General features: G+C 73.2%; 18 protein-coding genes. 5 read left to right on the top strand and 13 right to left on the bottom strand.

What is annotated here, in order from left to right; all coding sequences use genetic code 11:
• Positions 1-116: 116 nt before the first annotated feature.
• Complete coding sequence (locus tag OTB16_RS06395) at positions 117-1,847, bottom strand: DUF885 domain-containing protein (RefSeq protein WP_267718914.1); 1,731 nt, start codon at positions 1,845-1,847, stop codon at positions 117-119.
• Between the two features lie 53 nt (positions 1,848-1,900).
• Positions 1,901-2,383, bottom strand: a complete 483-nt coding sequence (locus OTB16_RS06400) for an Lrp/AsnC family transcriptional regulator (protein ID WP_267718915.1) — start codon at positions 2,381-2,383, stop codon at positions 1,901-1,903.
• A 60-nt stretch (positions 2,384-2,443) separates the two neighbouring features.
• Between OTB16_RS06400 and OTB16_RS06405 the strand changes: the two genes are divergently transcribed.
• Complete coding sequence (locus OTB16_RS06405) at positions 2,444-3,676, top strand: trans-sulfuration enzyme family protein (RefSeq protein ID WP_267718916.1); 1,233 nt, start codon at positions 2,444-2,446, stop codon at positions 3,674-3,676.
• Here OTB16_RS06405 and OTB16_RS06410 read toward each other — a convergent pair.
• From OTB16_RS06410 to OTB16_RS06420, 3 genes are all read right to left on the bottom strand, one after another.
• Positions 3,591-5,036 (bottom strand): GNAT family N-acetyltransferase, encoded by a 1,446-nt coding sequence (locus tag OTB16_RS06410; protein ID WP_267718917.1) that lies wholly within the window; start codon positions 5,034-5,036, stop codon positions 3,591-3,593. The two genes, OTB16_RS06405 and OTB16_RS06410, sit on opposite strands and share 86 nt — an antisense overlap.
• Positions 5,037-5,262: 226 nt before the next feature.
• Positions 5,263-6,849, bottom strand: coding sequence for an alkaline phosphatase D family protein (locus OTB16_RS06415; RefSeq protein WP_267718918.1), 1,587 nt, complete (start codon positions 6,847-6,849; stop codon positions 5,263-5,265).
• 186 nt (positions 6,850-7,035) lie between these two features.
• On the bottom strand, positions 7,036-7,905 hold the full coding sequence (locus tag OTB16_RS06420) for an alpha/beta fold hydrolase (RefSeq protein WP_267718919.1): 870 nt from the start codon (positions 7,903-7,905) through the stop codon (positions 7,036-7,038).
• A 321-nt stretch (positions 7,906-8,226) separates the two neighbouring features.
• Between OTB16_RS06420 and OTB16_RS06425 the strand changes: the two genes are divergently transcribed.
• Positions 8,227-9,009, top strand: coding sequence for a GntR family transcriptional regulator (locus OTB16_RS06425; protein WP_267718920.1), 783 nt, complete (start codon positions 8,227-8,229; stop codon positions 9,007-9,009).
• A 461-nt stretch (positions 9,010-9,470) separates the two neighbouring features.
• On the opposite strand, the gene OTB16_RS06430 is transcribed toward OTB16_RS06425, so the two are convergent.
• From OTB16_RS06430 to OTB16_RS06440, 3 genes are all read right to left on the bottom strand, one after another.
• Positions 9,471-10,625, bottom strand: a complete 1,155-nt coding sequence (locus tag OTB16_RS06430; protein ID WP_267718921.1) for an ROK family transcriptional regulator — start codon at positions 10,623-10,625, stop codon at positions 9,471-9,473.
• Between the two features lie 274 nt (positions 10,626-10,899).
• A complete protein-coding gene (locus tag OTB16_RS06435) occupies positions 10,900-11,550 on the bottom strand; it encodes a response regulator transcription factor (RefSeq protein ID WP_267718922.1) in 651 nt (216 codons plus the stop codon).
• A 4-nt stretch (positions 11,551-11,554) separates the two neighbouring features.
• Entirely contained in the window at positions 11,555-12,730 is a 1,176-nt protein-coding gene (locus tag OTB16_RS06440) for a sensor histidine kinase (RefSeq protein ID WP_267718923.1), read from the bottom strand.
• Between the two features lie 107 nt (positions 12,731-12,837).
• On the opposite strand from OTB16_RS06440, the gene OTB16_RS06445 reads away from it, so the two are divergent.
• From OTB16_RS06445 to OTB16_RS06455, 3 genes are all read left to right on the top strand, one after another.
• Positions 12,838-13,752 carry an ATP-binding cassette domain-containing protein gene (locus OTB16_RS06445; protein WP_267718924.1) on the top strand — a complete coding sequence of 305 codons (915 nt, stop codon included), beginning with the start codon at positions 12,838-12,840 and terminating at the stop codon, positions 13,750-13,752.
• 95 nt (positions 13,753-13,847) lie between these two features.
• Positions 13,848-14,600 carry an ABC-2 transporter permease gene (locus tag OTB16_RS06450; RefSeq protein ID WP_267718925.1) on the top strand — a complete coding sequence of 251 codons (753 nt, stop codon included), beginning with the start codon at positions 13,848-13,850 and terminating at the stop codon, positions 14,598-14,600.
• 40 nt (positions 14,601-14,640) lie between these two features.
• Positions 14,641-15,078: a hypothetical protein gene (locus OTB16_RS06455; RefSeq protein ID WP_267718926.1), complete on the top strand. Its 438-nt coding sequence runs from the start codon at positions 14,641-14,643 to the stop codon at positions 15,076-15,078.
• A gap of 31 nt (positions 15,079-15,109) precedes the next feature.
• Here OTB16_RS06455 and mug read toward each other — a convergent pair whose 3' ends face one another.
• The 5 genes from mug to OTB16_RS06480 all read right to left on the bottom strand — a co-directional run bounded on the left by mug (position 15,110) and on the right by OTB16_RS06480 (position 20,379).
• Positions 15,110-15,658 (bottom strand): G/U mismatch-specific DNA glycosylase, encoded by a 549-nt coding sequence (mug, locus tag OTB16_RS06460; protein ID WP_267719226.1) that lies wholly within the window; start codon positions 15,656-15,658, stop codon positions 15,110-15,112.
• On the bottom strand, positions 15,655-17,088 hold the full coding sequence (gene purB / locus OTB16_RS06465; RefSeq protein WP_267718927.1) for an adenylosuccinate lyase: 1,434 nt from the start codon (positions 17,086-17,088) through the stop codon (positions 15,655-15,657). The genes mug and purB overlap by 4 nt, the downstream gene beginning before the upstream one ends.
• A gap of 71 nt (positions 17,089-17,159) precedes the next feature.
• A complete protein-coding gene (locus tag OTB16_RS06470; RefSeq protein WP_267718928.1) occupies positions 17,160-17,942 on the bottom strand; it encodes an SGNH/GDSL hydrolase family protein in 783 nt (260 codons plus the stop codon).
• A gap of 65 nt (positions 17,943-18,007) precedes the next feature.
• A complete protein-coding gene (locus tag OTB16_RS06475; protein ID WP_267718929.1) occupies positions 18,008-19,033 on the bottom strand; it encodes a hemolysin family protein in 1,026 nt (341 codons plus the stop codon).
• The gene (locus OTB16_RS06480) at positions 19,030-20,379 is read right to left on the bottom strand and encodes a hemolysin family protein (RefSeq protein ID WP_267718930.1); all 1,350 of its coding nucleotides are present in this window, start codon (positions 20,377-20,379) and stop codon (positions 19,030-19,032) included. The genes OTB16_RS06475 and OTB16_RS06480 overlap by 4 nt, the downstream gene beginning before the upstream one ends.
• Positions 20,380-20,568 lie beyond the last annotated feature (189 nt).

Consider the following 20,568-nt stretch of genomic DNA (forward strand, 5'->3'; position numbering starts at 1 on the left):
CCGGCCGGACGGGGAACGGGCCGCACGAGGGAGCGGCCCGTTCCCGCGGCGCGGGCGGCGGTGGCTGCGGCCCTGGTCGTGGCTGCCGCCGCGGCCAGGGCTTTGGCCGTTGGCCGTCAGAGCTTGGACAGCTCGTCCACCAGGTCGTCCAGCCCCAGCGAACCCTGCGACAGGGCCGCCATGTGCCAGGCCTTCAGGTCGAAGGACTCCCCGTGCGCCGCACGGGCGTTGTCCCGGCCCAGCAGCCAGGCGCGCTCGCCCAGCTTGTAGCCGATGGCCTGCCCCGGCATCGACAGGTACCGGGTCAGCTCGCTCTCGACGAAGTCCGCCGGCCGGCCGCTGTGCAGGCCGAAGAACTCCTGCGCGAGGTCCACCGTCCACGTCTCGCCCGGGTGGAACGGGGAGTCCGCCGGGATGGGCAGCTCCAGGTGCACGCCGATGTCCACGATGACCCGTGCCGCACGCATCATCTGGCAGTCCAGGTAACCGAGGCGCTGCTCGGCGTCCTTGAGGTAGCCCAGCTCGTCCATCAGCCGCTCCGCGTACAACGCCCAGCCCTCGGCGTTGGCGCTGACGATGCCGACGGTGGCCTGGTAGCGCGAGAGCCGGTCCGCCACGTGCGTCCACTGCGCGAGCTGGAGGTGGTGGCCCGGCACGCCCTCGTGGTACCAGGTGGAGACCAGGTCGTACACCGGGAAGCGGGTCTGCCCCATGGTGGGCAGCCAGGTGCGGCCCGGCCGCGAGAAGTCCTCGGAGGGGCTGGTGTAGTACGGAGCCGCGGCGCCGCCCGGCGGGGCGATCTTCGACTCCACCTTCTTGACCCGGTCGGCGAGTTCGAAGTGCGTGCCGTCGAGGTTCTCGACGGCCTCGTCCATCAGGCCCTGGAGCCAGTCCCGGACCTCGTCCACCCCCTCGATGTGGGTGCCGTGCTCGTCCAGGTGCGCCAGTGCCTCCCAGGGGCCCGCGCCCGGAAGGATCTTGGCCGCCTCGGTCTTCATCTCGGCGAGCAGCCGGTGGTACTCCGACCAGCCGTAGGCGTACGCCTCGTCCAGGTCGAGGTCCGTGCCGTTGAAGTACCGCGACCAGCGGGCGTAGCGCTCGCGGCCCACCGTGTCGGGCCGGCCCTCGACGGCCGGGGCGTACACCTCGCGCATCCAGTCGCGCAGCGAGCGCAGGGCGGCGGTCGCCTCCGCGGCCGCCCCGTCCAGGCCCGCGCGCAGGGAGTCCGGGCCGCGGGAGGCGAAGTCCTCGAAGAAGGCGGGTTCGCCCCCCGCCGTGTCGCCCGGGTCGGCGGCGTCCGCTTCGCCGGCCCACGCGGTGAGCTGCCCGATGAAGGTGGCCGTGGGGCGCGGGCCGGCGTACAGGCCGCGATCCAGGCCGAGTGCGAGGCTCTCGCGGTAACCGGCGAGGGCGGCCGGGACGGCGCGCAGCCGCTCGGTGATCGCCGCCCAGTCCTCGTCGGTCTCGGCCGGGGTGAGGGTGAAGACCTCGCGGACGGAGTGGGCGGGGCTGTGGATGTTGCTGACCGCGCGCAGGTCCTCGTCGGCCTCGTGCACCGCGAGCTCGGCGGTCAGCCGCTCGCGCAGCAGGCGGGCGCAGCGGCGCTCGGCGTCGCTGTCGCCGCCGGGCAGCCGCTCGGCGGCGTCCAGGAGGGCGAGGGTTGTGCGGGACAGCTCGGCGGCGGCCGCCCGGCCTGCCGGGGAGAAGTCCGGGAGGCTGCCGGAACTGGCGGCGACACCGAGGTAGGTGCCGGTGATCGGGTCGATGGCGACGAGGTCGTCGACGTACGCGTCGGCCACCTGGCGGGGCAGCCGCGTGGCGCTGTCGTTCTGCAAGATCTCTGACATGCCGCCATCTTCGTACGGCGGACGCCGCCGCGTCATCACCGCGCCCCCCGTCCTCAGCCCGCGGGAGTGGGCGGCAGCAGCGGCCCGCAGTCCCATTCCTGGAAGATCAGCCGGGTTTCGACGCGGGCGACCTCGCGCCGCGAGGTGAACTCGTCCAGGACCAGACGCTGGAGCTCTCCCGGGTCGGCGACCGCGACGTGGACCAGGTAGTCGTCGGGCCCGGTGAGGTGGAAGACGGCGCGGGAGGCGGGCAGCGAGCGCACCCGGTCCACGAAGGGGCCGATCAGTTCGCGCCGGTGCGGGCGCACCTGGACCAGGAGCAGCGCCTCCAGTCCGCGGCCGAGCTTCGCCGGGTCGAGCCGCAGCCGGTTCCCGAGGATGATCCCGGAGCGGCGCATCCGCGCGACCCGGTCCAGACAGGTGGACGCGGCGATGCCGACCTCGGCGGCGAGGTCGCGGTAGGTGGTCCGGGCGTCGTTCTGCAGGAGCCGCAGAATCTGCAGATCGGTCGGATCCAAAGCAACGGAATCGGACATTGGCCGAACGTAGCACGGCATTTTGCCGTCATCGCCGGTCGGCCACGCACAGTACCGGGCATGGAGACGAACGCCCAGACCGCACGACGGTCGCTGGCCACCGAAGCAGTGCACGCCGGACGCGAGGACCTCGCACGGCTCGGGCTGCACGCGCCTCCGCTCGACCTGTCGACGACCTACCCGTCGTACGACAGCCGGGCGGAGGCCGCCCGTATCGACGAGTTCGCCACCACCGGGGCCCGCCCCGAGGGCCCGCCGGTCTACTCGCGCCTCGACAACCCGACCACCGCCCGCTTCGAGACGGCCCTGGCCCGCCTGGAGGGCACGGAGAGCGCCGTCGCCTTCGCCAGCGGCATGGCCGCCCTGACCGCCACCCTGCTGGTGCGCGGCGCCATGGGCCTGCGGCACGTGGTCGCCGTACGCCCGCTCTACGGGTGCAGCGACCACCTGCTCGGCAGTGGACTGCTCGGCACCGAGGTCACCTGGGTGGACCCTGCGGGCATCGCGGACGCCATCCGCCCGGACACCGGGCTGGTCATGATCGAGTCCCCGGCCAACCCGACCCTCGCGGAGATCGACCTGCGGGCCGCCGCCCACTCCTGCGGGGAGGTGCCGCTGCTGGTCGACAACACCTTCGCCACCCCCGTGCTCCAGCGGCCCGCGGAGAGCGGGGCCCGGCTGGTCCTGCACAGCGCCACCAAGTACCTGGGCGGCCACGGAGACGTGCTCGGCGGGATCGTCGCCTGCGACGAGGACTTCGCCCGCAAGCTCCGCCAGGTGCGGTTCGCGACCGGCGGCGTCCTGCACCCGCTGGCCGCGTACCTGCTCCTGCGCGGCCTCTCGACGCTGCCGGTCCGGGTCAGGGCCGCCTCCGCGAGCGCCGCCGAACTGGCCCGGCGCCTCGCGGACGACCCGCGGGTGGAGCGGGTGCACTACCCGCGGATCGGCGGGGCCATGGTCGCCTTCGAGACCGCCGGGGACCCGCACGAGGTGATCGGCGCCGTACGCCTGATCACCCCGGCGGTCAGCCTCGGCAGCGTCGACAGCCTGATCCAGCACCCGGCCTCCATCAGCCACCGGATCGTCGCCGAGGGCGACCGGCACTCCTCCGGGGTGAGCGACCGGCTGCTGCGGATGTCGGTCGGACTGGAGGACGTCGACGACCTGTGGGCCGATCTGGACCAGGCGCTCAGCGCGGGTTCCCCGCTTACCGCTGCCCCTGCTTCCGCTCCTGTCGCCGCTCCCCGTACGAGTGCTGCGCGGGCGGCGGCTCGTGCGGCGGCCGGGAACTGACCCGGGCCGCGTCAAGCCTGGCCGTGATCACCAAGGTGCCCTCCTCGATCTGGTAGTCGAGGGGGAGCCCCAGGCCGCGCATGGCGGCGACCATGCCGGTGTTGGAGGCCTGGGTGACGGCGTACACGCTGTCGCACCGGGCCTCCACGGCCATCGCGATCAGCCGGCGCAGCAGCTCGGAGCCGATGCCGCGGCGCTGCCAGTCGTCCTCGATGAGCAGCGCGACCTCGGTCTCGTCGCCGTCCCACAGCAGGTGGCCGAGGGCGACGAGCTTGCCGGAGGCGGTGGTGGCGGCGAGGGTGCGCCCGAAGCGGGGGCTCAGCAGGTGTCCGAGGTAGCGGTCGGCGTCGGCGACGGGCCCGTGGTAGCGCAGCGACAGCGTCCGGTCGGAGCAGCGGTCGTGCATCGCGCGGGCGGCCGGCAGGTCGGAACCGTCGGCTCGGCGCACGGTGATCTCGTTGCCCTCGGGCAGGGTCAGCACGTCCTGGCTGCGCGGGACGCGGGGGCCGAGCCGGGCGTCGAGCTCGACCAGCGCCCGGGCGCGGGCGAACTCGGTGGGAGTGAAGGGCAGGTACGGCCGCTCCACGGTGATCGCGCCGCCGGAGGGGTCGCGCAGCCGCATCACCGTGGCCTCCAGGACCCCTTCGACCGGGGCGTCGGCGCCCGCGTTGGGGCGGCCGGAGAGGGTGGTCGCGGGGATCGAGTGGATGGTGCAGCGGCCGAGGAGCTGGCGCAGCGCGAGGGGGAGTTCGGCGGCGTCCAGTGCGGTGCGCGTGGCGAGGCCGAGGACCCGGGTGGGGGTGTCGACGAGGTCGTGGGCGTCGGCGCGCTCGATCCAGGTGCTGTGGCCGCCGGCCCGGGCGATGGCGCGGGTCAGGTCGGCGGAGGGCAGCGTCTGCGGGGCCCGCAGCAGGAACTCGTCGACGGTGCCGCCCTCGGGGAGCGGATGCGTCTGGAGGGTCAGGATGTCCACGCTGTTGCGGGCGAGGGCGGTGCAGAGCGCCGCCAGGGAGCCGGGCTCGTCCCGTACGGTCGTCCGCATCCGCCACAGGGCGGGGGTGGGAGGTGCGGTCGGCTCCCCGCCCGCCTCGCCGGTCGTCGCCGGATCGCTGGGGGCGGTGTCGGCCGGCGGCGGCGCATGGCTGTGGCGCCGGGCCCACCAGGTGTGGAAGGCCGCGGTGAACAGGAGCGCGACGGCCGAGGCGACCAGCAGGACCGGGCCCCTCGGGGCGTGTACGACGAGATTGGCGATGGCGTCGGCGACCGCGACCGCGCAGAAGAGCGCGGCCAGTTCGACGAGGTCGCGGCGCCAGTGGTGGCGGTGGGAACGCTGGGCGGGGGCATGCGTACGGTCAGTCATGCACGCCACTGTGGCCCAGGGGTGTTGCGTGATCACGAACGATCTGTGACCGACTGGTTAAGTATCGATCTGGCCGATTTCATCCGGTTTTCCGGGTCATTTCCTGAATTCGGAAGGTATACGTCCGCGGTGGGCGCGGTGGGCGCGGTGGGCGCGGTGGGCGCGGTGGGCGCGGTGGGCGCGGTGGGCGCGGTGGTGCGGCGCGTCGGGTGCCGCCCCGGGCCCGCTACTGGCCCACCTGACCGGGCCGGAGCGTCTTGGTGAACAGTACGCCGTCTCCCTGGCGCCGTAGCCGGACCGTCAGCTCCCCGCTGTCGCCGTCGATGTCGACCTCGCCGTAGTACGGGGGATTCTCGGACGGGGACATGTTCGCCACGGGAGCGGACTGGACGTACGCGGTCCGCGGGCCGAAAGTGGCGTCGAGCCGCCCGGCCGGGAAGCCGCCCGCCCCGATCGGACCGGACACGAACTCCCAGAACGGCGCGAAGTCGCCGAAGGCGGCCCGCTCGGGCGCGTAGTGGTTCGCGGCGGTGTAGTGGACGTCGGCGGTGAGCCAGACGGTGCCCGTGATGCGCTGGTGCTTGATGTGGCGCAGGAGTTCGGCGATCTGGAGCTCGCGGCCGAGCGGGGCGCCGGGATCGCCCTGGGCGACGGCCTCGAAGTCGGTCGCGCCGTCGGGGACGACGATCCCCAGCGGCATGTCGGCGGCGACGACCTTCCAGGTGGCGCGGGAACGGGACAGCTCGCGCTTGAGCCATGCCAGCTGCTCGGAGCCGAGGATGCCCACGGGGTCGTCGGTCCCGCGGCCGGGGGAGTTCGCGTTGCGGTGGGTGCGCATGTCGAGCACGAACACGTCGAGCAGCGGCCCGTACCGCATCACCCGGTACATGCGGCCCTCGGCGCGGCCGCCGGGCAGGTCGGTGACGGGGAAGTACTCGCCGAAGGCCCTGCGCGCGCGGCGGGCCAGGGTGTCGACGTCCTTGACGGTGTATCGGGGGTCGTCGATCAGCTGGCCCGGGTACCAGTTGTTGCGGACCTCGTGGTCGTCCCACTGGGCGAGCACCGGGACCTGGGCGTTGAAGCCGCGCAGGCTGCCGTCGAGCAGGTTGTAGCGGAAGTTGCCGCGGAACTCGGCGAGGGTCTCGGCCACCTTCGCCTTCTCCTCGGTGGTGACGTTGCGCCAGAGGGTGCCGTCGCGCAGCGTCGCGGTGGGCTGGATCGGACCGTCGGCGTAGACCGTGTCCCCGCTGAACAGGAAGAAGTCGGGGTCGCGCAGCCGCATCTCCTCGAAGACGCGGTAGCCGCCGAGGTCGGGGTTGATGCCCCAGCCCTGGCCCGCCAGGTCCCCGGACCACAGGAAGCGCACGTCGTGGCGGCGGGAGACCGGGGTGGTGCGGAAGGCGCCGTGCACCGGCTCGGAGGTGCGGCGGGGGTCGTCGGGGTCGGCCAGCACGACCCGGTAGTGGATCTGCTGCCCCGGCGGGAGGTCGCGCAGGACGGTGGTCCCGGTGAAGTCCCCGGACGGGCCGAGCAGCGGGCCCCGGTGGCGGCGTACGGCGTACCGGAACGACTCGCTCGGGGAGGTGTCGACGTACATCCGCGCCGGGCGGTCGGAGCGGGTCCAGACGGTGGCCGCATGGGCGGTGACCTCACCGGACTGGACGCCCCAGAAGGCGTGGGGCCGGCCGGAACGGGTGAAGGCCGGCGCGGCGGCGAGCGCCGGTACGGCCAGGGCCGGCGCGGCGAGCAGCGCGGAGGACAGGGCGAGGGAACCGCCGAGGAGGGAGCGGCGGGTGTGCGGCGTCGGTGCCATCGGTGCGTCTCCAGGGGCCGGCGGTGTGTGGCCGGACCAGCGTGCCGCCGCACACCGGCCCGGCCGCGTCGGCCGCGCGAACCGCGGATGAACAGCCGTCAGCGGCTCGGTCGGGCACCGGGCCGGGCCGGGGCCGGGCCGTGGCCGGGGCGGGGCCGTGCCGGTGGCCCGGTCGGCGCCGGCGGCTCAGGCGCCGGCGGCTGCTCCGGCGGTCAGGAGGCGTGCGCTGCGGGCGGTGTCCAGGACCACCCGGGCGACCAGGGCCGGATCGTCGTTCATCGGGACGTGTCCGCAGCCGGGGAGCCGGACCAGGCGGGCGCCCGGGACGGTCTGCTTGGCGCGGATTCCCTGGCGGCGCAGCAGCAGCCGGTCGCGCGTGCCCCAGGCGATGGTGACCGGCAGCCCGGGCACGTCCGCGGTGAACCGTACGGAGCCGCCGGCGGCCAGGGTCTGCTCGAAACCGGTGGCGTCGCGCAGGGCGAGCGTCTCCTCGACCACGGCCTGCGGCGAACGGCGGGCCGGGCGCGCGTAGATGGTCCCGGTGAGCGCGGCCCGGCCCGCGGCGCTGCGCGAGAGCCGCTCGAGCGCGGGGCGCGGCAGCGCCTTGGCCCCGACGCGCATCGCGAGCAGGGCGGCGAAGGCGTAGCGGCGCTCGCCCTCGGTCCAGAACCCGGCGGGGGAGAGGGCGGTGACCGAGCGGACGAGGCCGCTCCGGGCCATCTCGAGCGCGAGCAGGCCGCCGAGGGAGTTCCCCGCGACGTGCGGGCGCTCGACGCCGAGCGCCGCGCAGAGCGCGCCGAGCGCGGGCGCGACGGTGCCCAGGTCGTACGGAACCCCCTCGGGCAGCGGCTCCGAGGCGCCGAAGCCGGGCAGGTCGACGGCGATCACGTCGAACTCGGCGGCCAGGATGTCGGTCACCGGGTGCCAGGCCTGGAGGTGGTGGCCGATGCCGTGCAGCAGGAGAAGCGGTTCGCCGGAGCCTTTGCGCTCGTAGGCGACGGTGGTGGTGCGGGGGCCCAGCGGCGAATCGATCGTGAAGGAGACCGTGGCGGTCATGCTGCTCCTCGTCGGGTGGACGCGTACGAGACGGGCTGTCGTGTGGGACGGGCTGTCGCGTGAGACGGGCTGTCAGTAATGGCTGCCGACATGACTACCGTCCGGTAGGCCTTGACTACAAGCCCTCCGTGCGCACGAGAACATCCCGTGAACGGCTTGATACGTATGCCCGATCTGCCCCGCAAGGGATGAGCATTGGTCTTGACCAAGGGGGTGTGCCGTCCTATCGTCGCAGGGATAGTGCAGGAACCTTTAATAAACAAGGGCGCGGAACTGCCGCTGGATCACACGGCGAGTGCAGCGATGGCAGGAGGAGTCAGGGTGGGGACCACGCAGCTCGAAACGGCGCCGGAGCCGAAGTACTGGCACCTGAAGACCGTCCTCAGCGAAGCGCTCGACCAGGACTTCGCCGTCGGCGAGGTCCTGCCGAACGAGCGCGAGCTCGCGGCTCGCTTCGGAGTCGCCCGCGCCACCCTGCGTCAGGCGCTGGAACAGCTGGAACTCGAAGGACGCCTGCAGCGGCGCCGCGGCGTCGGCACCACGGTCGCCCCGCCGCGCGTCGGCGTCGCCGTCGGCAGCCCGCAGCACAGCTGGCCCGGTGAGAGCGTCGACGGCTGGGAGCCCGTGGACGCGGTGGAGGGCCTGCCGCCCGCCGCCGTGCTGGCGCTCCTGCGCACCGGCGCCGCCGATGGCGCGGGATTCGCCGCCGACGAGCCCGTCCAGACCGTGCGCCGGACCCGGGTCACCCAGGGCCAGGCCGTCGCCTCCGAGCTGCTGTACGTCCCGGCCGCCTCCGTGCCCGGACTGCCCGCCATCGAGGCCCCGGCCGGACCGGCACGCGCCCGCGCCGTCCTGCGCGAGCTCCAGCGGCTGGCCCTCGACGGCCAGGACCGCTCGGTGGAGCTCGGCTCGGCCCGCGCCGACGACGCCCGGGAACTGGACCGGCTCCCCGGTGCCCCGGTGCTCCTGGTCACCACCCGCTACTTCACCGCGGCGGGCACGGCTGCCGTGTCGGTGGCCACGTACCGCGCCGACACCTGCCGTTTGACCTTCGGCGACTCCGGAGACGTCGAGATCACCCACGAGCCCCGCGTCGCGTCCTGACGGACCCGCCGCCCGCGGCGTGACCCCGGAGAACGGGAACGACCGGCACCCGCCGAGTTCCCCCCCGCACCCTCCCGCACGGCCCGGCGCCCAGCGCCGGGCCCGTCCCCGCTTCCCGGGTGCCCCCTGGCCACCACCGGCACCCTGTACGGCGTCACACCCGGCCCGGGGCCCCACGACGACCGGACGAGCCCCGCCGAAAGCGCGGCCCGGGACCGAGCGTCGGCCCGGGGACCGAGCGTCGGCCCAGTCCCGATCAGCGGTCCGGTCCCGATCACCGGGACGGCACTCCCGAGGGATCGGAACACGATCAGGCCGCAAGACGCCCGGCCCGCCCGCGCACGCGAGAAGGGGCCAGTCGGCGGCCCGAGTCGGGGGGAGACCGGCGGTCGGGGCGGCTCGGGGCGCGGTCGTTCCGGAGTCGGGGGCGGACCGGCCCAGGCCGGTGCGTCCCTCCGGAATCACCGGCGGGCCGTGACCGTCTTCTCCACCGCGAAGAGTTCCTCCTCGACGTGGTCCAGCGCGAGCCGCAGCGCTCCGGTGGCCACGGCGGCCTCGCCGAGCAGGGACAGCGCCACCCTCGGTGGACGCAGGCAGTAGCGCTCCAGCTCCTGGCGCAGGGGCCCCAGCACCCCGTCCAGGCCGGCGGCCCAGCCGCCGACGACCACCAGCTCCGGATCCATCGCCAGGACCAGCGCCGCCACATCGTGCACCAGCCGTTGCAGGAACCGTTCCACGGCGGCCACCGCCCGCTCGTCGCCCCGCCTGGCCATCGCGAAGACCTCCGCGACGGCGGGCTCGTCCAGCGGGTGCAACGGTTCGCCGGTGGTCGACAGCAGCTTCTCCGGCGTCACCTCGCGGCCCAGCAGGTGCAGGGCGCCGATCTCGCCGGCCGCCCCGCCGAAGCCCCGGTGCAGCCGTCCGCCGATCAGCGAGCCGGCGCCGGGGCTCAGCCCCGCCATGACGAACACCATGTCGTCGGTGTCCCGCGCGGCCCCCTTCCAGTGCTCGGCGACGGCCGCCGCGTTGGCGTCGTTCTCCACGTGCACCGGGCACCGGAACGAGCGCCGCAGCCGCTCCCCGAGCGGCAGCCCGGTCCAGCCGGGCAGCGCGGTGCCCAGGCGGACCGTACCGTCGGCCTCCACGATGCCCGGACTGCCGACCCCGACTGCCCTTAGGGAGTCCCGGGGCACTCCGGCCCGCCGCAGCAGATCGGCGACGGCCGTTCGCACCCGCTCCAGCCGCTCGTCCGCGGTGGCCGCCTCCGCGACCTCCTTGGTGCCGGCGCCGATGATCCGCCCGTCCAGGCCGGACAGCAGCACCGCGACCCGATGCGAGCCGATCTCGATGCCGAGCAAATGGCCCGCCTCGGCACGGAACCGGTACCGGCGCGCCGGCCTGCCCTGCCGCCGCGCACCTTCCTCGGCGTCTGCCTCGACGACGAGCCCGGTCGCGATCAGACCCTCCACGACCCCTTCGACGGTCGGCCGGGAAAGCCCGGTCACCCGCGTGAGATCGGTGAGTGTCGGCGATTCGGCCGCGCGCAGTGCCCGCAACACCACGGCGGAGTTGATCCGCCGGAGCAGTGACGGGTCACCGCCGGTCAGCTGCCCCAACGTGTGTCCTCCCAGCTAGCGACCCTGTCAGGCGGATCGTACTGCGCACCCGCCACGGCGGCGAGAAGCAGCCCCCCATAGTCCGGAACCAGACCCTCCCCAGCCACCCCCCAGGGCGTCTCTTTCGGATCTTGCCGGGTCCGCTTCGTCCGGCACCGCACCTCGCCGCGTTGTCGGGCCGGCCGAGCACGTCCAGTACCCGGCCGGCGCTCCGCCTCGCGACGCACGGCACCGGACGAAGCGGACTCGGCCGACAAGAGCCGGAAGGGACACCCTAGGCCGGGGCGACGAACCCCGACTCGTACGCCATGATCACGGCTTGGGTCCGGTCCCGTGCCCCCAGCTTCGCCAGGATCGCGCTGACGTGTGACTTCACCGTCTCCGTACCGACGATCAGCTCGGCGGCGATCTCCACGTTCGTCAGCCCCCGGGCCATCAGCCGCAGCACCGCCTCCTCCCGCTCGGTCAGGGCGGCCCGCGCAAGCGCCGTCCGCGCCTGGCGGTTCCCGTACTCGGCGGCCAGGGCCCGCACGGCCGCGGGGAAGAGCAGGGTGTCGCCCTCCGCCACCAGCCGTACCGCGTGCACGATCTCGGACGGCCGGGCCCGCTTCAGCAGGAATCCGTCGGCCCCGGCCCGCAGCGCCTGGTAGACGTACTCGTCGTTCTCGAAGGTGGTCACCACGAGGATCTTCGGCGGCGAGTCCACCGTGCGCAGGACGGCCCGTGTGGCCTCGATCCCGTCGAGCAGCGGCATCCGTACGTCCATGGCCACCACGTCCGGCCGCAACTGCCGTACGAGCGGGACGACCGAGGCACCGTCGCCTGCCTCACCCACCACTTCGATGTCGGGCTGGGCCTCCAGGACGGCGCGCAGACCCGCACGCACCAGGGGTTCGTCGTCGACGAGCAGAACGGTAACCGGCATCCGGTCAGCGTATTCGCTCCAGCGGAAGCCGGGCGCGCACTCGCCAACCGCCTTCGTACGGACCGGTCTCGGCCTTACCGCCCAGCAGCGAGGCCCGCTCCCGCATCCCGCGCAGACCGGACCCGCCGCCCGTCGTGACGGCGGGCCGCTCGGGCAGCGGATTCGTGACCTCCAGCACCAGCCGCTCCGGGGTCATGTCCACCCGCACCCGTACGGGCACGGGACCGCAGTGCCGCAGCACGTTGGTCAGCGCCTCCTGCAGGATGCGGTAACCCTCCCGGGTGACGGGCCCCGGCAACTTCTCCAGTGGTCCCGTCAGCCGGGCCTCCACCGCCGCGCCGGAAGACCGGGCCGACTCCAGCAGCCGGTCCGCCTCCACCAGAGTCGGCCGTTGCGAGGGTGGCTGCGCCGACTCCCGCAGCACCAGCAGCACCCGCTCCAGATCCTCCAGTGCCGCCCGGCCCGTCTCCTCGATCGCGCACAACGCCCGCTCCGTGAAGGCGGGGTCACCGGCGGCCCGCGCCGCTCCCGCCTGCACGACCGCCACCGTCAGGGCGTGCCCGATGGAATCGTGCAGCTCCCGCGCGATGCGGGTCCGCTCCAACAGGCTCTCGGTGCGCGCCTCCAGCGCGGTGAGGCGCTCGGCCGCCGAAGGCCCGAGCAGCCGCCGGGCGAGCACGGTGATCACCTCGCCGAGGACGACGATCACGGAGAGGAGCACAACCAGCGGTACCGGCGCGAGCAGGGCGGCGGCCCAGCGCGGCGGGGTGAGCGGCAGCATCGAATCGTCCGTCAGCGGCTGCCCGAGCGTGATCGCGACGAGTTCGACGGTCATCACCGGCAGCGCGACGGTGGCGAACATGGCCGGGCCCGCGACGAAGAGCCGTAGTTCCAGCCACAGCAGGGTCCGCCACCGGTCGTTCCACCCCGCGGACGGAGCGACGGCGATGCTGCCGTCCGGGGTGTCCCGATCGTGCGGGGTCAGCAGGAACCGCGCCTGCAGGCCCTCGGCCAGCCGGACCCACGGCAGGAACCCGAACGGTATGACGATCAGCAGAGGAGCCCACGGCCAGGTGGGATTGATGAAGATCCAGACGGCCAGTAGCAACAGGGGAACGCAGAGGTGCAGCCAGCGCGAATACGTCACCGGTCGCAACGGAGCACGGAGCAGTCGGTACATGCACTCATCGTGACAGCGCCCAGGTCACGAGCGTCTCCCCCACGTGGGGGAGACGCGACCCCCGCGTGGGGGAGGGAGGAGGGAGGCGCGGCCGCGAGTCTTGAGTCATGAACCGCATCGAGATCCGCGAACTGACCAAGGACTACGGCACCACCCGCGTCGTGGACTACCTCACCTTCGATGTCCTGCCCGGTCGGGTGACCGGCTTCCTGGGGCCCAACGGCGCGGGAAAGTCCACGACGATGCGGCTGCTCCTGGGGCTCGTCCGGCCCACAGCCGGCACCGCCACCATCGCCGGCCGCCGGTTCACCGACCTCCAGGACCCGCTGCGCCACGTGGGAGCCCTGCTCGACCCGCAGGCACCCCACGGTGGGCGCACCGCCCGCGATCACCTGCTCATCCTCGCCGCCGCCAACAGCGTTCCGGACGGGCGCGTGGACGCGGTGCTGGAGCAGTCCGGCATCGCCTCGGCGGCACGACGCCGGATCAAGACCTTCTCTCTGGGCATGCGCCAGCGGCTCGGCATAGCCGCCGCGTTGCTCGGGGACCCCGGGGTACTCCTGCTGGACGAGCCGACGAACGGTCTGGACCCCGAGGGCATCATCTGGATACGGGACCTGATGCGCGGACTCGCCGCCGAGGGCCGCACGGTCCTCGTCTCGAGTCATCTGATGTCGGAGACCGCGTCGTTCGCCGACCACCTGGTGGTGCTAGGGCAGGGACAACTGCTCGTCGACACCCCGACGGCGGAGTTCATCGACGCGCACAGCTCTCGCCGGGTGCGGCTGCGGACCTCCGACGCGGACCGGCTGCGCGCCGCCCTGGCGGGCCGCGGGTTCCGGCTGGTCCCCGCGGAAGACGGGCGGTGGACCGTCGACGGGATACAGGCAGAGGCGGTCGGAGCCCTCGCGGCCGACGAAGGAGTTCCGTTGCTGGAGCTCTCCGACGAGCGTTCCTCGCTGGAGCAGGCCTACCTCGGCCTCACCGCCGGCCGCGCCGAGTTCTCGGCGGGCGCGGCCTGACGTGCGCCGCCACCCGGCGCACCGCGCCGATCCTGTCCCTCGAGCTCCCGATTGCGTGGAGCTCCCCTCACCCGACCCTCACAGGAGTTCCCGCCATGACCGCAGCAGCCATGCCCACCACACCCGTTCTGCGCTCGGAATGGATCAAGATACGGTCCGCCCGGTCGATACTCGGCTCCCTCACGGCCGTGTTCGGCGCCACCGCCGGCATCACCGCCCTCACCGCGGCGGCGATCGGCACCGCCGAGGAGGGGGCCATGGGAGCGGACCCGCTGCTCGCCGCCTTCTACGGCATCAACTTCGGCCAGATAGCGGCCATCGCCTTCGGCGCCACCGCCCTCGCCGGGGAGTTCCGTAACGGCGCCCTGGCGGTATCGCTCACCGCGGTGCCCAACAGGACCCGGCTCTACCTGTCGAAGGTGGTGGTGGTCGCCGGACTCGGCTTCCTCGTAGGACAGGTCACCGGGCTCGTCACCTTCGTCTCCGGGCAGGCGTTCATGGGAGAGTACGCCCTCGGCCTGGGTGACCCTGGCGCCCTGCGGGCGGTGTTCGGCAGCGGCGTCTACCTGATGCTGATGGCACTGCTCTCGGCCGGCCTGACCGCACTGGTGCGCAGCGGAACCCTGGTGATGTGCCTGCTCATACCCTTCGTGCTGATCGTTCCCTTCGTGGTCGGCCAGCTCGTCGGTGGTGCGGGACGGTTCATGCCCGACAGGGCCGGACAAGCGGTGATGCGGATGAACGCGGAGGGATCGCTCGGCCCGTGGACCGGTCTCGCCGTCGCCGCCCTCTGGTCGATCGTGGCTCTGGCGGCGGGTTGGTTCGCGATGCGCCGGCGGGACGCGTGACGCCAGGCCAGTTGTCAGTGCCGGCCGGGATACTGACGGCATGACCACGGCAGAGCACCTCGACACGATCGACCGGCTCCGGGGTCGGGAGTTCCCGACGGAGCCGGTCGGGTCCGGCGGGCGGCGCAGCGGCCCGGGATACCACCTGGTCCAGGTCGGCCGGGCCGAGGACACCTGGGAGGACGGCGGCTCGGGGCGGGCCGCGGCGGCCGACCAGGTCAAAGCCGAATACGGGGCGCTCACCCAGGCCCTGCAGGCCCGGTGGGGGGAGGCCCAGCAATTCAGCGTGACGTCGCTCAGGCACAGGGGGATCGAGGGGGAGGAGATACCGGAGCCGTGGGCCGAGGTGAGCAATACCACCGACCACGTGCACACGTGGCAGGTGGAGGGGCAGTGGCTCGTGGCCTACGTGGCCCTCTGGGACGGCGGTGAACCGTACGCGCTGATGGCGGGCGTCACGGTGGTCGACCCGCCGTAGTCCCGACGGGCGGGGGGCCACGGCGCGGGGATCAGGCGCCGCCGGCGGCCTCGGCGGCGGAACGCAGGCGGGCGTACTCCTGGGCCATGGACTCGGCGGTCCAGTGGGCGTTGAGGCCGCTCGGATTCGGGAGGGCCCAGACGCGGGTGGAACCGATGGTCCGCTCCTGCGGGCCGATCTGGGCCCGCCGTTCGCCGAAGGCGGTGCGGTAGGCGGTGACGCCGACGACCGCCAGCCACTGGGGGCGCAGCAGCTCCACCTTGGCCGTCAGGATACGGCCGCCCTCGCGGAACTCCTCGGCGCTCAGCTCGTCGGCGCGGGCCGTGGCACGGGCCACGACGTTGGTGATGCCGAGGCGGTGGGCGAGCAGTTCTTCCTGCTCCGCAGGGGCGAAGCGGCGCGGGGTGAAGCCGGACAGGTGCAGGACCGGCCAGAAGCGGTTGCCGGGCCGGGCGAAGTGGTGGCCCGTCGCCGCGGAGAGGAGACCCGGGTTGATGCCGCAGAACAGCACACGGAGACCGCCCGCGACCACGTCCGGGAGGACGCGGTCACGGGCGGCGTTCAGCTCTTCGGGGGTCAGAGGATCGACCCCGGCGCGTATCCGGCGGCCTCCGGGTGCTGCTTGGCGATCGCCTCGATCCGCGAGACCACCACCGCGACCTGGTCGGCCGCGGCGCCGGTGAAGGAGAGCTTGTCGGCCATGAGGGCGTCGAGCTGCGCCCGGTCCAGCGGCATCCGGTCGTCGGCGGCCAGCTTGTCCAGCAGCTCGTTGCGCTCCGCACCCTGCTCGCGCATGGCGAGGGCCGAGGCCACCGCGTGCTCCTTGATGACCTCGTGGGCGACCTCGCGGCCCACGCCGGCCCGCACCGCGCCCATCAGGACCTTGGTGGTCGCGAGGAACGGCAGGTAGCGGTCCAGCTCGCGGGCGACGACGGCGGGGAAGGCCCCGAACTCGTCGAGGACCGTCAGGAAGGTCTCCAGCAGGCCGTCGAACGCGAAGAACGCGTCCGGGAGGGCGATCCGGCGGACCACGGAGCAGGAGACGTCGCCCTCGTTCCACTGGTCGCCGGCCAGTTCGCCGGTCATCGAGGCGTAGCCGCGCAGGATGACCATGAGGCCGTTCACACGCTCACAGGAACGGGTGTTCATCTTGTGCGGCATGGCGGAGGAGCCGACCTGGCCGGGCTTGAAGCCCTCGGTGACCAGTTCGTGGCCGGCCATCAGGCGGATGGTCTTGGCGATCGACGAGGGCGCGGCGGCCAGCTGCACGAGGGCGGTGACCACGTCGTAGTCGAGCGAGCGCGGGTAGACCTGGCCCACCGAGGTGAAGGCCTGGGCGAAGCCGAGGTGGGCGGCGATCCGCTGCTCCAGGTCGGCGAGCTTCGCGGCGTCGCCGCCGAGCAGGTCGAGCATGTCCTGCGCGGTGCCGACCGGGCCCTTGATGCCGCGCAGCGGGTAGCGGCCCAGCAGGTTCTCGAGGCGGTCGTAGGCCACCAGCAGCTCGTCGGCGGCGGTGGCGAAGCGCTTGCCCAGCGTGGTCGCCTGCGCGGCCACGTTGTGGGAGCGGCCGGCCATGACCAGCTCGGCGTGCTCGCCGGCCAGCTTGCCGAGGCGGGCGAGCACCGCGACCGTGCGGTCCCGGGCCAGCTCCAGCGAGAGCCGGATCTGCAGCTGCTCGACGTTCTCTGTGAGGTCGCGGGAGGTCATGCCCTTGTGGACCTGCTCGTGACCGGCGAGGGCGTTGAACTCCTCGATCCGGGCCTTCACGTCGTGCCGGGTGACCTTCTCGCGCTCGGCGATGGAGGCCAGGTCGACCGTCTCCAGGACGCGCTCGTAGTCGGCGAGGGCCGCGTCGGGGACCTCGATGCCGAGGTCCTTCTGGGCGCGCAGCACGGCGAGCCACAGCCGCCGCTCCAGCGTCACCTTGTACTCGGGGGACCACAGGACGGCGAGCTCCGCGGAGGCGTAGCGGCCGGCCAGGACATTGGGGATGCGGGGCTTGGCTGTCACATGGAGGGATTCTACTTGGGCCCCGGCTGTGCGTTTACGCAGGTAGGGGCACCACCGCGGATTGTGTCTTGCTACGAGAGCGGCGGGCCCCCATAGGGCAGCAGCTCGGGGCGCTTGGCCGGGCGGCCGTCCCCGCTGGAGCGGCCGGTCAGCCGGCGGCCCACCCAGGGCAGCAGGTGCTGACGTGCGAACCTCAGGTCCTGGGACCGGCGCACCGTCCACCCCGGCGGAGTCGCCGGCGGCAGCTCGGTGTGCCAGTCCTCCTCGGGAGGCAGGCCCAGCGTCTGCCAGACCGCCTCGGCCACCCGGCGGTGCCCCTCGGCCGTCAGGTGCAGCCGGTCGACGTCCCACATGCGCGGGTCGCCGAGCGCGGGGGACCCGTACAGGTCCACCACCAGGGCGCCGTGCCGGGCGGCGAGCTCCTCGATGATGACGAAGAGCTCCTCCATCCGGGGCCGGAAGCGTTCCATCACCGGCCCGTTGCGCCCCGGCGAGCGCATCAGGACGAGCTGCCCGCAGGCAGGCGCGAGGAGTTCCACGGCGGACTCCAGGTGGGCCCGGACCCGGCCCATGTCGACCTTGGGGCGCAGCGTGTCGTTCAGGCCGCCGACCAGGGTCACCAGGTCGGCGCCCATGGCCGCGGCCACTGGAGCCTGTTCCGCGGCGATCTGGCCGATCAGCTTCCCGCGGACCGCGAGGTTGGCGTAGCGGAAGCCGGGCTCGCGCGCCGCGAGGCGGACGGCGAGCAGGTCGGCCCAGCCCCGGTAGGAGCCGTCCGGGAGCAGGTCGGACATGCCCTCGGTGAAGGAGTCGCCGACCGCGACGAAACTGGTGTAAGAGGCATTCATCTCCATGGCGGAGCGATGCTACCGCGCGGTAGCCCCGCCCCGCGGGGCCGGGGGGACCGCCCGCGGGCCGTCTACGCGGAGGCCGGCCTGCCGAACAGCTCGCGCAGGACGTCCTCCATCGTCACCAGGCCCGTCATGGCGCCGTCCGGCCCGAGCACCGCGGCCAGATGCGTGCGGCTGCGGCGCATCGCGGTGAGCACGTCGTCCAGCGGGGTCTCCGCCCGCACCTGGGCGATCTGCCGCAGCGCCGACACCGGGAACGGCTCGTCCCGCTCCTGCGCGTCCGCGTCCAGGGCGTCCTTGACGTGCAGGTATCCCAGGATCCCGTGCTGGGCGTCGACGACCGGGAACCGGGAGTACCCCGAGTCGGCCGACAGCCGCTCCAGCCCGGCCGGTGTGATGCCCTCCCGCGCCGTGACCACCCGCCGCGCCGACAGCACCACGTCGGTGACCGGTCGGCGGCCCAGCTCCAGGGCGTCGTGCAGCCGCTCGCTCGCCCGGTCGTCCAGGAGCCCCGCGTCACTGGAGTCCTTGACCATCCGCGCCAGCTCGTCGTCCGAGAAGGTCGCCGCGACCTCGTCCTTGACCTCCACCCGCAGCAAACGCAGCAGGGCGTTGGCGAAGGCGTTGATCGCGAAGATCACCGGACGCAGTGCCCGGGTCACGGCCACCAGGGGCGGCCCCAGCAGCAGGGCGGTGCGCACCGGCTCCGACAGCGCCACGTTCTTCGGCAGCATCTCGCCGAAGAGCATGTGCAGGTACGTGGCCAGCGCCAGCGCCACCACGAAGGAGATCGCGTGCGTCAGCCCGGCCGGGACTCCGAGGAGTTCGAACACCGGGGTCAGCAGGTGCGCGATGGCCGGCTCGGCCACCACACCCAGCACCAGGGTGCACAGCGTGATGCCGAGCTGGGCCGCCGCCATCAGCGCCGACACGTGCTCCAGCCCCCACAGGACGGCGCGGGCCCGCCGGTCGCCCTGCTCGGCGAACGGCTCGATCTGGCTGCGCCGGACCGAGATCAGCGCGAACTCCGCGCCGACGAAGAAGGCGTTGACGACCAGCGTCGCCAGACCGATCAGCAGTTGGACGACGGTCATCGGGACTCCTCCCCGGCGTCGCGGCCGTCGATGTCTGCGGGGCCCGGCGGTGCGTGCAGCAGCACCCGCGCCGCCCGCCGTCCGCCGGCGTCCACCACGTCGAGCCGCCAGCCGTCCAGCTCCATGCTGTCGCCGACCAGCGGGATGCGGCCCAGCTCGGTCGCCACCAGACCGGCGAGCGTCTCGTACGGGCCGTCCGGCACCCGCAGACCGATCCGCTGGAGCTGGTCGGTGCGCGCGGCGCCGTCGGCCGAGTAGAGCGGCCGTCCGGAGTCGTCCGTTCCGGCCGGTGCCAGGTCCGGGGTCTCGTGCGGGTCGTGCTCGTCGCGGACCTCGCCTACGACCTCCTCGACGATGTCCTCCAGCGTGGCCACGCCCGCCGTGCCGCCGTACTCGTCGATGACCACGGCCATCGTCTGCCTGCCGGACAGCCGGTCCAGCAGCCGGTCCACGGTCAGCGACTCCGGTACGAGGAGCGGCTCGCGCAGCAGCGACGCCACCGGGTGGCGGCGGCGTTCCTCGGCGGGCAGCGCCAGCACGTCCTTGATGTGGACGGTGCCGACGACGGAGTCGAGGCTGCCCCGGTAGACGGGGAAGCGGGACAGGCCGGTGGCCAGCGTCGCGTTCGCCACGTCCTCCGCGGTCGTCTGCAGGTCCAGGGCGGTGACCTGGACCCGGGGGGTCATCACGTTCTCCGCCGTCAGATCGGCCAGGTTCAAGGTCCGCACGAACAACTCCGCGGTGTCCTTCTCCAGAGCCCCCGCCTTCGCGGAGTGCCGGGCCAGCGCCACCAGCTCCTGCGGGGTCCGGGCCGAGGCCAGCTCCTCGGCCGGCTCCATCCCGAAGCGGCGCACCATGTGGTTCGCCGTGGTGTTCAGATGGCTGATGAGGGGCTTGAAGGACCGGCTGAAGACCCGCTGCACCGTGGCCACGCGCTTGGCGATGGCCAGCGGCGAGGAGATCGCCCAGTTCTTGGGCACCAGCTCGCCGACCACCATCAGGACGATCGTCGACAGCGCCGTGCCCAGGACCAGGGCCGCGGAGGACGCGGCGCCGGGCGACATGCCCATGGCCTCGAACGGCCCCTGGAGCAGGGCGGAGATCGACGGCTTGGAGAGCATGCCGATGACCAGGCCGGTCACCGTGATGCCGAGCTGGGCGCCGGACAGCTGGAACGTCAGCGTCCTGACCGCGGCCAGGGCGCTGTCCGCGCCCCGCTCGCCGCGCTCGACGGCCCGTTCGAGGTCGCCGCGTTCGACGGTGGTCAGCGAGAACTCGGCCGCGACGAAGACTCCGCAGGCGAGGCAGAGCAGCAGTGCCAGGACGAGCAGGAGCACTTCCGTCATCGGTCGATCACCTCCGTCCCATGTTCGGCCAGGAGGAGGGGTGCCGCGCGGTGTCGCGGAGGGAAGGGTCGTGGACCGGAAGGCTCGCCCATGGGCGGACGCTCACACCTTTCGTTCGAGGGGGATCGATTCGGGATCGATTCCCACACGGTAGAGGAAGGCCGACACGAGTGGATCGCGGTTTCGGCG

It is taken from the genome of Streptomyces antarcticus (genome assembly GCF_026627255.1).
Classification (GTDB): Bacteria; Actinomycetota; Actinomycetes; order Streptomycetales; family Streptomycetaceae; genus Streptomyces; species Streptomyces antarcticus.

Bases quoted from the DNA above. Each gene is read 5' to 3' on its own strand.
- OTB16_RS06405 (WP_267718916.1), top strand. From the start codon at position 2,444: ATGGAGACGAACGCCCAGACCGCACGACGGTCGCTGGCCACCGAAGCA.
- OTB16_RS06445 (WP_267718924.1), top strand. From the start codon at position 12,838: ATGAACCGCATCGAGATCCGCGAACTGACCAAGGACTACGGCACCACC.
- OTB16_RS06470 (WP_267718928.1), bottom strand. From the start codon at position 17,942: ATGGAGATGAATGCCTCTTACACCAGTTTCGTCGCGGTCGGCGACTCC.
- OTB16_RS06410 (WP_267718917.1), bottom strand. From the start codon at position 5,036: ATGACTGACCGTACGCATGCCCCCGCCCAGCGTTCCCACCGCCACCAC.
- OTB16_RS06455 (WP_267718926.1), top strand. From the start codon at position 14,641: ATGACCACGGCAGAGCACCTCGACACGATCGACCGGCTCCGGGGTCGG.
- OTB16_RS06395 (WP_267718914.1), bottom strand. From the start codon at position 1,847: ATGTCAGAGATCTTGCAGAACGACAGCGCCACGCGGCTGCCCCGCCAG.
- OTB16_RS06450 (WP_267718925.1), top strand. From the start codon at position 13,848: ATGACCGCAGCAGCCATGCCCACCACACCCGTTCTGCGCTCGGAATGG.
- OTB16_RS06400 (WP_267718915.1), bottom strand. From the start codon at position 2,383: ATGTCCGATTCCGTTGCTTTGGATCCGACCGATCTGCAGATTCTGCGG.
- OTB16_RS06420 (WP_267718919.1), bottom strand. From the start codon at position 7,905: ATGACCGCCACGGTCTCCTTCACGATCGATTCGCCGCTGGGCCCCCGC.
- OTB16_RS06475 (WP_267718929.1), bottom strand. From the start codon at position 19,033: ATGACCGTCGTCCAACTGCTGATCGGTCTGGCGACGCTGGTCGTCAAC.
- OTB16_RS06480 (WP_267718930.1), bottom strand. From the start codon at position 20,379: ATGACGGAAGTGCTCCTGCTCGTCCTGGCACTGCTGCTCTGCCTCGCC.
- OTB16_RS06435 (WP_267718922.1), bottom strand. From the start codon at position 11,550: ATGCCGGTTACCGTTCTGCTCGTCGACGACGAACCCCTGGTGCGTGCG.
- OTB16_RS06415 (WP_267718918.1), bottom strand. From the start codon at position 6,849: ATGGCACCGACGCCGCACACCCGCCGCTCCCTCCTCGGCGGTTCCCTC.
- OTB16_RS06440 (WP_267718923.1), bottom strand. From the start codon at position 12,730: ATGTACCGACTGCTCCGTGCTCCGTTGCGACCGGTGACGTATTCGCGC.